Annotated in this window: 8 protein-coding genes, 1 tRNA gene and 1 pseudogene; 4 read left to right on the top strand and 6 right to left on the bottom strand. The window is 53.5% G+C overall.

What is annotated here, in order from left to right:
* Positions 1-278: hypothetical protein (locus ABX962_RS18765; protein WP_372721564.1), on the bottom strand; the 278-nt coding region annotated here is incomplete at its 3' end.
* A gap of 174 nt (positions 279-452) precedes the next feature.
* On the opposite strand from ABX962_RS18765, the gene ABX962_RS18760 reads away from it, so the two are divergent.
* A tRNA-Arg gene (locus ABX962_RS18760) sits at positions 453-526 on the top strand.
* A gap of 203 nt (positions 527-729) precedes the next feature.
* Here the strand turns inward: ABX962_RS18760 and ABX962_RS18755 are convergent.
* The 5 genes and pseudogenes from ABX962_RS18755 to ABX962_RS18735 all read right to left on the bottom strand — a co-directional run.
* Positions 730-1,797 (bottom strand): annotated as a pseudogene (locus tag ABX962_RS18755) (tyrosine-type recombinase/integrase); the annotation flags it as partial.
* A gap of 675 nt (positions 1,798-2,472) precedes the next feature.
* The gene (locus ABX962_RS18750) at positions 2,473-4,152 is read right to left on the bottom strand and encodes a hypothetical protein (RefSeq protein ID WP_372721563.1); all 1,680 of its coding nucleotides are present in this window, start codon (positions 4,150-4,152) and stop codon (positions 2,473-2,475) included.
* Positions 4,149-4,904 carry a toprim domain-containing protein gene (locus tag ABX962_RS18745; RefSeq protein WP_372721562.1) on the bottom strand — a complete coding sequence of 252 codons (756 nt, stop codon included), beginning with the start codon at positions 4,902-4,904 and terminating at the stop codon, positions 4,149-4,151. The genes ABX962_RS18750 and ABX962_RS18745 overlap by 4 nt, the downstream gene beginning before the upstream one ends.
* 307 nt (positions 4,905-5,211) lie before the next feature.
* Positions 5,212-5,481 (bottom strand): helix-turn-helix domain-containing protein, encoded by a 270-nt coding sequence (locus ABX962_RS18740; protein WP_372721561.1) that lies wholly within the window; start codon positions 5,479-5,481, stop codon positions 5,212-5,214.
* 337 nt (positions 5,482-5,818) lie between these two features.
* A complete protein-coding gene (locus ABX962_RS18735) occupies positions 5,819-7,507 on the bottom strand; it encodes a hypothetical protein (protein WP_372721560.1) in 1,689 nt (562 codons plus the stop codon).
* Between the two features lie 1,532 nt (positions 7,508-9,039).
* Here ABX962_RS18735 and ABX962_RS18730 point away from each other — a divergent pair.
* From ABX962_RS18730 to ABX962_RS18720, 3 genes are read left to right on the top strand one after another with little or no spacing between them, the layout of a single operon-like run.
* Positions 9,040-9,840, top strand: a complete 801-nt coding sequence (locus tag ABX962_RS18730; RefSeq protein WP_372721559.1) for a hypothetical protein — start codon at positions 9,040-9,042, stop codon at positions 9,838-9,840.
* The gene (locus ABX962_RS18725; protein ID WP_372721558.1) at positions 9,824-10,459 is read left to right on the top strand and encodes a hypothetical protein; all 636 of its coding nucleotides are present in this window, start codon (positions 9,824-9,826) and stop codon (positions 10,457-10,459) included. Before ABX962_RS18730 ends, ABX962_RS18725 begins: the two co-directional genes overlap by 17 nt.
* Positions 10,460-10,476: 17 nt before the next feature.
* Entirely contained in the window at positions 10,477-10,785 is a 309-nt protein-coding gene (locus ABX962_RS18720; RefSeq protein ID WP_372721557.1) for a hypothetical protein, read from the top strand.
* Positions 10,786-11,233: the final 448 nt, after the last annotated feature.

Below are 11,233 nucleotides of genomic sequence, written 5' to 3'. Positions count from 1 at the left end.
CCTGGGACGTCGGAATCATGGAATCGGACGCGGTACAGGTCGCCGCCGAGGAAGACATCTTCTTCGGAATCGATTTCGAAGGCTCGGTTGCTTTGGCGGAGCAGTTCGGGGCCTTGTTCACCGAGCAATTGACAGGCTTGGTAGTAGGTCAGCGAGGCAAGCCGCTGATGGAAGGGGTTTCCCTTGGCTTTTATGCGATTCGCAGGCTTACTTTTTGCGTCCGAGCGGCTGGATTTGGACTTTGATTTCGATCGAGTGGACTTTGATTGGGTTGCCATATTCCAGCCGTCTCCTTGCCGATGGATACCATGAAAATTGATTTGCATCTAATAGAATGGCGTCAAAGTGAACCAGCAAGCGACGGCGGGGGTCATGGTAAGATAGGTAACCCAAAAAACCTGTTAGAGGACACTTGGACAAAGCGGCAAGGGAAGCTAAACTCTAAGAATCACGCATCCGTAGCTCAACTGGATAGAGCATCGGTCTTCGGAACCGAGGGTTGGGGGTTCGAATCCCTCCGGGTGTACTCAAACCCACTCTTGACGCAACTTGAAGTGTCACGGGTGGGTTTTTTATTGGCTTTTCGGCATCGTTGACACCCCGGGTTTCCTCGGGACCCGGCACAGCCGATACCACGGGTGATACCACGGCGCAGGCTCGGATCGCTTCGGCGTAGTCATCTTCGGTCGTCTGCAAATAGTGCGTTTCCGCAATCGCCCCAGAATGCCCGAACCAGTCATTTAGCACATGGTTCGTAAACCGCCCAGTTCGTTCCAGTTCAGTTCGGCGGCTCGCCCGCAGCGCCATGAACGGCTTTGGGAACACAGCAACCCCCGCCCGCTCTACGATCCGGTTGAACGTCGTCCGCAGGTTGGCTTCCGAATCGCGATAACGAGCGATGACGAATCCATCGGCCGGTGTCTCGATTCCAGGTTTCACGATGTTGAACAAATCGTTCAGCTCAGCTAGCAGCTCGGGCCACAACGGCACGATGCGCTGCCCTTTCCCGTAACGCTCCGTTTTGGGGGCGGTCACTTTAAACCGGCCGCGGTCCCATTGAATGTCAGACCATCGCAGCCGCAACACTTCGCTGGGGCATCGCAGGCCACCGTATCGGCCAAGGGCAAACAGCGTTCGCCATTGTTGGTCAGGGCAAGCGTCGATTATCGCCTTCGCTTTTGCCGCATCGATAAAACGATTTTTTGACGTATCGCTTCGCAAATCGATCTTGATGCCAACCAGCGGGTTTCGATCAATCAGCCGATCGTTGACGGCTTGCTTCAACATCTGCCGGCATCGTTTGACGTGTTGCCCAGCGGTATTAGGAGCGAGTCCGGGCCCCGTTGTTTTGTCCATCAACCATCGGTGCCATCGGTCACCATCGCCAAGTGTGAATGCCGTTAATGGTCGATCGTCACCTAAGTGTTGCTCGAGCGAGTCAACGGCTTGCTTGTAGTTCTCGGGTTTCTTCCAATCGGTTCGCTCAGTGATGTACTCCCGCATGTAAGCAATCACGGTCCGCGGTTTCGCTTTTGCAGTTGCAACGTCCAACAGCCCCAACGCCAGCAATCGATCACGTAACCGGCCTTCGGCGCGATTAGCCCACTGAATCGTCTTTTCGTCAATCTTGCTGTTTAGCGTCTTCGCCGTTAGCAATTCGTCGACGTGCCGCAACGCATCGTCGGCCTTGCGTTTTGAACACTTGCCAAGCCAAATCACGCGTTGCCGTTTGTCTTGATCGCGGAAACGGATTTTCCAGCCGGCGCGGTTGCCCTTCTGTTCAGTCAAAAAAGCCATTGATTCACCTTTCAATGTCACCAGAGTAAAAAGGGCAACGGCAGCCGATGGTGAAGTCGGTTTTCGGGTGTACAGCCCTAGCCGTTGCGAGGTTCATGATAGCGACTTGGCGTCGCAGAGTCCCACCCAAATCATTCAGTCTCTTTTCTTCGGCTTGCTGCGGATGCATCGCACCGGGAGCAATGCCAAGCGTCATCGAGCGTTTGGGTATCGCACAGCCGCCCGCAATCGCAACACGTCGGTAGGTCATCCGGTGCCATCGATCCTAGGTCGTGGTCGTTCCAACCGACTTTGCGAATCGTTTCTCCATCGTCGATCCAAACCAGCGAACCGCAATCGTCGCAGCGAATCCCGGGCGGGTTATCGCAATCGCCCAGCCGCATCGATTCGCAGAATTGACAGACGATAGCACTTGCAACCGGCCACGGTTCCACGGGTAGTTCGTCGGATGGACGTTCCAATAGCGTCGGCAACGAATCGGGCGTTGATGCACTATCGACCCCGAATATCGCAGCAAGTAGCGACCCTTTCCGCAGAGCGACCCTATCGACCCTTTCAACCCTCAGCACTTTGCAAACCCCGTGTTTTGTGGTGTTTTCGATGTCTTGGGCAGGGTCGAACGAATCCGATAGGGTCGGTGGGGTCGAAAGGGTCGGTTTGGCGTCGTGGTTGTGCCTATTCATTACGGGAACCCTCCACGTCAAAACTGTAGCGTTGGGCAACGGTCAGTATGTCGCTTGTCGAGTCCCGGTAGACTTTGCGACCATTCGTTCGGCGTTCAGTGAAATACCGTTTAAGGATGCCGCCCACCATGCGAGGTTTCCACGATTGGTCAAACGTTTCCGAATCGAGTAGCCGGGCACGTTCCAACACGTCGCACGCTCGGGGCGTCTCGCCTTCACTCCGCAGCCGATAGAACGCGGTCACGATCACTTCGTCGTACTCGGGCGTTGCATCGTCCGCAGCCGCCCGCGTCATTTGCTCAGCATGGTCTACCAACAACGCCACTGTTTCAGCGTTGCCGGTATGGGCAACAACACGAAGTAACGGCCCCCACAGTTCAGCGTCCCGATTAGCAAGCGACGATGACGGCACCGGGCAAGCCATCGCAGCGGCGGCATAATCGAGCGCCCAACAATGCAACGCATCGAGCACAGCGGCGGCTTCCTCGGGCGTGTCATCAAGCGAACGTTCAATTTGCGGATCGTCTTTTGTCGCCCGCATCATCCGGACGGTTATGCAACGGCTCGACAAGGCAGGCGGCAACCCTTTAATACAACCCAGCACTACGGGACCGAAACAATCAAACGACTTGCTTTGGTACGTGTCGCCCTTGGGTTCCATGCGTGAAGCACTTCCACCACGTCGATACCCCGAAAGCAAGATTGATAGGATCTCTTGCACATCAGGCGAACGGGTATCCCGCATCCTTTCGGCTTCATCGAGCAATAGAACACCTCCGAACGTGTGCCGCGTCCGAAAGATCACTGGGGCCGATGCGTTGCCGGTCATGAACGGACGAAACACCATCCGCGATAACACATCCATTGTTCGCGTCTTACCCGATCCCGGCGGACCAGCAAGATACAGATATGGAACGGCCGGGAGCGTCGGGTAACAATAGGTCATCATCACCCACGCGGCCAACGTCAACGCGTGTTCCATTGCATCACCCGGCGGTAAAACGACGTAGCGGTTAATCCGCTCGGCAACCATCACTAACGTCTCGGCAGTCGTCGGTGATGGTTCACCGTTGACCCAAGCTTCACGACTGCCCGGTGTCCATCGGTTGAAACGTTTCACGTCCTCGGGCGTCGGTTCACTGGGCACGGGAGACAACCACAACGCGGGACCATCGCCCACGTCCAATCGGTCGCCTAACCGTTGCACGCGGCGAATGTCACCGCAACGTTGAAACAGCAACCAATCACCGATCACTTTGCCATCGGCATTGAGCAATCGCGGGATCGCAATGGCGGACGCATCCGACCGAATCACCAGCTCGGGCCGGATTACTTGGGATGCGTCCAGTTCTTCGCCGTAATAGACCGGCGGCGATTGATCGTCCACGTCGTTCGCTTTTGCTGTGTCGGCATCCAGCTTATCGACAATGACCATTAACTCGTTTTCGATGTCGTTTAACCCAATTGGGCAACCATCGCCAATAGTCGCGATAACGGCAGCGGCAAACCGTTTGCGGTCGATTGCCTTTGCCGGGTCGATCTTATCGCGGTGAATCGTCGTCTCGCCCAGCTTGCAAACCACGTTTGCAGCGGATCCACGCCCAGCGGGTTTCGCTTCAATGCGAAGTCGATCGGGTGCATTGTCCTGAACGTCTCGGGGGTCATCGGTCATGATGTCACCCCACTATTAATCGTCAGGCACCGCGGCTTCGCAGTTTCAACTGCGGCGGTGATGTCCGTAGCGGTTCCACCCCGGGCAATCCATTCCCGCACGTCGCCCCACGGTTCGGGTGGAACGATGACACGAACCGATCGACAACACGTCAGCAGTCCAACCGCCAACGATTCGGCACCGCGTCGTCCCGCATCATCGCGGTCAGCGATAACCACGCATTCGCACGGTTTGAAGCGTCGGACGGTTTCGCATTCCATCACCACCGATCCCGTACACGATGCCCGTCCGATTACAGGCAATCCCATCGACAACACGGCAGCGGTATCGGTCGGCCCTTCGCAAACAAACAACCTATCGGGACATTTGGGCAAACCTACCGGCACGAACAATCCGGCGCGGCCACCACGGACAGACCACTTACGATTCGTTTCAAGGCAACGCAAACGGATCCCGATCACTAAGCCTTTGGCATCGACCATGGGCCAAGTCGTCGCGTTCTTCTCGGCGTACCACCCCACCCGCAATTGAGCAAGCGTTTCAGCGGGTAAGTTCAGTCGGTCGGCCAACCGAACGAACCAGGCCGGTTTCATCTTGCTATGACAACGCGTTGCGAGTTCGTTGAACGCATCCGGTGTAGGCGATGGAACACGGTCCAACCGAATCGATCCCACCACAGGGCGAGGCTCCAATCGTTTCGACGGTTTCCCTGCCAAGCCATGCCATTCAGCAAGCCATCTGCACGCGGCCATAGTGTCGCAATCGTGCAACCAGCGCAGCGTTGCTATGCCGTCGCTTGGTGTGGGTTCGGTCCCTTTGGTGAAGCACTTCCGACAATGCACAGCACCACGATCAGCAACATCAGGCCAAGCGGCAAACCGGTCTTTACCATCGTTGCATCTCGGGCACGGGTGCCCTTTCCCATCGAGCAATTCTGACGGTAGACCCGCATCAGACAAAATTCGCAGCCATTGCCCACGGGAAGCGGTTTTCAACTCGTCAATGCTGGGGTATCGGGTAGGACACCCGTTGTCGTTACGGAATTGGGGGCGTTTGTGATTATTCATCGTCACCACCGTTTCCGTTGGCGGTTGCTTCAATCAACGCCCAAATAACTGCCTCGGGCTGATACAACACCCGGCGGCCAATTCGCACACACGGGATCAACCCACTTTTGGTGTAGCGTTTGACGGTTTCGACACTAACGTTAATCAGTGGCGCAAGTTCCACCGCATCGACCAGCAACGGTTGCGACGCCAACCGATTAGCAATAACGCGTCCCAGTCGGTCGATGTCTGCGGGGGAAAGAGCAATGGTTTGCACGTTCATGCTTGGCCCCCGTGCAGGGCGTTGGCAGAGGGGAGCTGCGTACGCTCGAATATCAACCTAATCCCGAAATCGCGGATTAGTCGACGGAGGACTACGCGTTCTAATTCGGCGTCGCCCGATCGGTGGGCTGCATACGCTGCAGCAACCAAATACGCGGGGGATTCGCCAAGAGGGGGCGGAAGTGTCGTTGCACAGACCATAGGTAATCTCCTTGAAAGGGGGTTTACCTAGGGGCGAACATGACAGTGATTCACGTTTCAACAGCGACTAATTGCGGCAAAAAGCAATGAAAAACGCCGCAAAAAAAATAAACACAAACACAAAACAGGAAAGGGATTCACGTTTCACGTCTTTTCACGTGTTCACGCTTCTGAGCCTTCAGTACTTTTTGATTTGCCTTCCACATGGCGCATTTTCGTATCGTTGACTCATCGACTCCCCAGAGTTGTGCGATAATTGGGGCGGTCCAATCGCTCGCCTCAGGCGTATTGGTGTAGAGCAAAACCAATCGATCGTTCGTTGTTAATTTGCTCTCTCTTACATTACTCGCATGCCTGCTTTTTTCTGCCACATCGGGGGCCAATTCAGCTAAATACGCCTCCCTCTCCGTTTCTGTTAGGAGGGGTTCATACTTCAATTGCTCTGTCGCAGTTCGCCCCCAACCGTTTGGATCGTCAGGATCAAACAATCGTTCTGGGTGATTGCGTTGCAGATAATCCGAAAATGTAGATTGCTCGCCATGCGTCGCTGTCGCTTCCTTGAACCGCTTATGTTGCATCAACAGCCAAATTGGATCGCCATGTTTCGCCAATTTCACACCGGTCAGTCCTTCTAAATCGATCGCCGCTTGAAACGGATCATTCTTTAGAAACTCATCCGGATAGTATCCCTCGGTGGGCATGCATTCGTTGGCGGCAGCGAACTGCCTGAATCGTGTTAGATCAACACGAAGCCATCTTCGGTCAGGCGTCAACCGCGTAGCCACTAGATCCATCATCATACGAATCTGGTCGGCATAAATTTCAAGAAAGCAATCCAAGGATGTCTCAAAGCCATCGCGGATTGACGCAGCGATTGTGGGACCGTTCTTATCGTTGAGCGTCTGAAATGTGGCACCCGGTGGGATGACGGCAATATCAGTCGGCGGCTCCTTTGCAGGCTCAAGACTGTCGATGTCGTGGCGTCGCCTCGGTTGCTTAAAACAGCAATCATCGAACACCAGGCCGATATTGCAGCAATCTGCATCAAACGGAATCCCCATGTTCCTGAGATTATTCACAACTTCCCAGAAAACAGCCGGGGCGAAATGTTCCCATCCTTTCACGTCAAACGATTGCTCTAGCCATCCTTCCCACATTATTGTCAATGGTTGGGGACCATCCGCAAAGCAACCATCGCCGGAATCCCAGTTTGCAACACGTCCGATTCGCCTTAGCAATTCCAGGAACACTGTTTGCTCGTTGCTACATGCTACCGTTACCGTCTTGATTGACTTGCCAACCAGCACTCTTTCATATTTTACGATCGCTTTGCTTAGTTCACTCAACCGCGTTCGCAAATCTTCAAGCGACCCAGGCGTTGGCCACAGCCAATTCGGCCCCCACGTTTCAATACCCTCGGTCTGCAGATCCGGCAATTTTGTTAGGTCTTTTTCCAGTGCCAGCATCGAGCGGTGTAGCCGACTTATGTTCCGTTCCGCTGCTTCGTTAGTCGTCAGCCAACACTCTCCAACAATATCAACTCGTCTCATGGTCCGTTTGGCAACAGCAACCGCCAAAAGAGCGTGAACGGCCAGCGACGCCCCTACTTTCTCCTGAATGTCAATGGATTCGTGTAACGTCACACGATCAATAGTTGTGATCTCGCGTATAATGTCGACGCATCTTTTCAACGCAAGATCTCGCTCGTCAACGTTATGCATCCGCATAACTAATTCAAGCGTCAGCTCCAAGTAGTTCACACATCTGACTACGGTTCTCGCAGCACGCATCGTTTCCAAAGACGACTCTAAATCCTCATCACCCATCAACACCCTTTCACGACAGCGGGCCGATTCATCCGGCCGTAGCGGAAAGGATTACGCGTGCAGCCGGCTGAATCGTGCGGTCAGGATCAGTGACCTACCCTAGAAACCACCGGGGTCAGTCGGTGGGATTCAATGTGACAGGTGACTAGCCCGCCTCCGCTGATTGTCGGTGTCCCGTTTCACAGATGCAACCGGCCGCCCTGAACCGCCAGCAAATTTGCTGAATTATGGCTTTTTGTTGTTCGCGGATAACCACGCGGTCCATATCGCGCTCCGTCGCTAGGATATGATGCCCCCATGCCCTTCCACGACTCTCCACATCCCGTGAAGTCCCCTGGCGCTCACGACTGATTGCCAGTTCTGATCGACGAAACGTGTTAATCCTGCAATCTATGAGGCTCCCATGCTCGCTACGTTTTTGATGATCGTACTCGGCACAATAGGATTTTTTTCATGTTTGGCAGGCGCTTTCATGATGATGCCCGGGCGGGAATCCGGAATGCAGGGATTCATCGTTTTGGCATTCGGACTCCTGCTAATAACCGCCTCCTATTTCGTTGATCGAACGCGGCCAAAATAAAACTTACTTACTTGGTTTTTCAAAACGACGTGAGTAACAAAAGGTCCCCATAACCGGGCTTCGCCCCGCAGGGGCCCCACAGGAAGGACCCGCCGCATATGGTGGTGGTGGGGTGCAGGAATTTTTCACAAGTGTCAGTGACTTCACAGCGAGAACACACCCCCGAGGCCCTGCCGCCCCATCGGGAGGACCCGTCTTTATCTGAGAGGTGCTCGCAATTGGGTACTCCAGGATGACGGCGTGACCTGGGCGAGCAACGCGGCGGCGTGATCGTGATCCAATCTTAGAACCATGATTGATCTCTCACCCAAGCCACCCAGCCACCGTCTCGAAGGCCCATATCACCGCAACCGTAGTCGGCCCGAAGACGCACATCACACAACCAAGTCCGAGCGGTGAACTACCTAAGGGCGGATCCAATAGCAAGTCGACGTGATCGTGCTGCTTTGTCGGCGTCGACGAGTTGTAGGGGTTCATGGTCGGTAAACTTTCATCGGCTGCAGACCTAACCCATCTGGCCTGCCAGCCACCCCTCTACTGAGGTAAATCAGCAACTGGGCTCACCAAAGAGCTCTCAGGTCTCATTACCAACGGAAAATCGCGTATAAATGACGTTTATTTCGCTCAAGCACCCAATTTTACGGGTTGAGTGGCATTGCACACGCCGAATGATTTTTGGCTAAACTATAACTAACAAGACCTGAAACTCCGAATTCACAAGAGAGATTCTAAAATCACGCATCCAGAACGGACTCAAAGGCTCTACGCTCGCCTTGGAGCTCACAGTATCACGCAAAGATTCATTCATGAATTCATCTTACCTCAATGGTGGGATGACAACGAAACCGATACGGATGCTGGTTTCACCGAACTTGCCCTACGCCTTTCGCAAGGTTTAGGAATATCCTTCCCTTCACTTGTTGATGCTGACACTGCGTTAGAATTTTTAGAATTGCCTTGTTGCAAATTCAAAGGTGCAGCAACATTAAATAAAAGAGAAGCGATAATTGGGATTTGTAAGCGGGCAGCTGAGCTTGCTACAGCAGCTATTTCGGGTGACCCGTCGCAACTCATAGGAATGCCCCCAGGGCAAATCCGTGACGAGATTCTTTCCGAAGGACACAAATGGGTCGATCTTGAAAACCTTACCGAATATTGCTGGTCTCATGGCGTCCCAGTTCTGCACGTGACCAAGTTTCCGAAAGGCATTCGCAAACCCCACGGAATGCTGATCTCTGTCCATGATCGACCTGCGATCATCATCTGTAAAAACCAAAAGCAGCCAGCATGGCTACTTTTTATCCTTGCTCATGAATTAGGACATTTGATCGCTGGCCACGTTTCTGGGGATTCGCTGATCTTCGATTCTGAAGTGACGGATCAAGTGGATGAAAACGACGCAGAGGAGGCTGTCGCGGACAAGAATGCATTGGCAATCTTGACCGGTAGCGAAAACCGAAACTACCGAAGCACCACTCGTCCACACAAAGCATCAGACTTAGCGGCTCGTTGTCACGCAAAAGGAATCGAAGATTGCGTTTACCCGGGGCACATCGTTTTAAATTACGTTCATGGGTTGGCCGGTAGTTTTCACGGTCTCGGCGGCGCTGCACTTAGTGCCCTCTACCCCAATGCATATGCACCAAAGATTCTTAATCGATGCTTAGTTAAGAACCTCAATCTTGACGAACTTCCAGAGGACCATGCTGAGTATTTGATGCGGATTTCGGGAACTCATGAATCTCTTAGCTGACAATGATGCAGTGGTGAAGTTGGCTCAATGCAGGTTGCTCCGTGAAGTGTTGGACTGTTTTGATAACGGTTCACGCTACAGTATCACACCAACTTTCTTTCCTTGGTTACGCAGACGACTAAAGCAGAATCGAGTTCCAAGTACAGTCGCTGATGAAATTTCAACTCTTGAATTGGGCGTAGTCACTCTAAACGCCACTCAACTAGAGATTGTCCAGCAAATTTCTTCACCAAAACTTGACGCTGGGGAGGTGGTTTTGATCTCAGCTGCATTCGATCAGTCGAATGCGGTTGTTTGTACTGGAGACAAGAGAGCGATGAGAGCTTTGGCAAATCATCCTTTGATCAATAAATTTGCTGAGGGCTTTCAGGGCAAGTTTTTGTGTATTGAGCATGCGCTCCTTCTTGCTATTAATCATCACGGTTTTTTTCATGTGCGAGACAAAGTTGCCTTGGGCTTGAAAGAGGGGTTTTCACTTGACACGGCAATTTGCTCTGCATTTGGGAGCGGAATGCACGCAAGTGAGGACAATGCCAAATCAGCTCTCTTAGCTTATGTAGAAGACCTCAGAAAAGACGCTGGCGAGTTGCTGTTTAACAATGGAAGCACTGACCTGTAAAAAGATGTGCAGTCAGGATGAAAGCAGTTTGGTTTTCATGTTCCAAGTTTACCGTCAATGCAGCCCCTTCAGCGCTGCATGGAATTCCTGGCTTTTTTACTAGCGATCCCGATCCTGCAGCAACCAGTTTGCGGAATATCGCCCCGTTGACCCACCACTCGGAATCGCTGGCATGCCCCTTGTTCGTTGACGATAGCCGGATGGACGGACTCTCTCTTGATCAGCCGCACGAACGGTTGGGAACCGCGATAGGATCCGCTTCGGAAGGACCCGCCGGTTTCAATGGGGTAGTAGGGGTGGTCCCAAAACGCGTCGTGTTTGTGTGAAAGTACCGGAATGCTTTGGGATAGACCCTCGCAAAGAACATCCAGAGAGGACCCAAGAACCGGGGGGCCATCTCGTCACGCCGCACATTCCCCCCAACCCCCCATATTTTTGCCACGCACGAACTTTCTCTATGGCCCGCGGGGCACGGAATCCCATCGCAGCATGTTGAATAATGTGGGAGGACCCAAAAGGGCACCCTTGAATAGCGCACTCCGGTCACACCGCCCCCCACCCCACCGCGTAAAACGCGCCGGACTGTGTACGCGGCATTATGGGCTCATATTTACCGCGGTGCAAACGCACGCCCAGCGGAATGTGTCAACGACAGTGAGACAACTTTTTGATAGTTGTTAGGTGCTGCATCCCGCGTGCTCAGGGGCCAGCCCCCGAACCCCCGGGATTTTTTCAGGCATGACTCGGGTGTTCAAAGAGTTTGTTGCTGGTACT

The organism is Novipirellula sp. (genome assembly GCF_041583735.1).
Classification (GTDB): Bacteria; Planctomycetota; Planctomycetia; order Pirellulales; family Pirellulaceae; genus Novipirellula.
The sequence above is the reverse complement of the archived record's forward strand: the minus strand, read 5'-3'. Positions and strand labels throughout refer to the sequence as shown.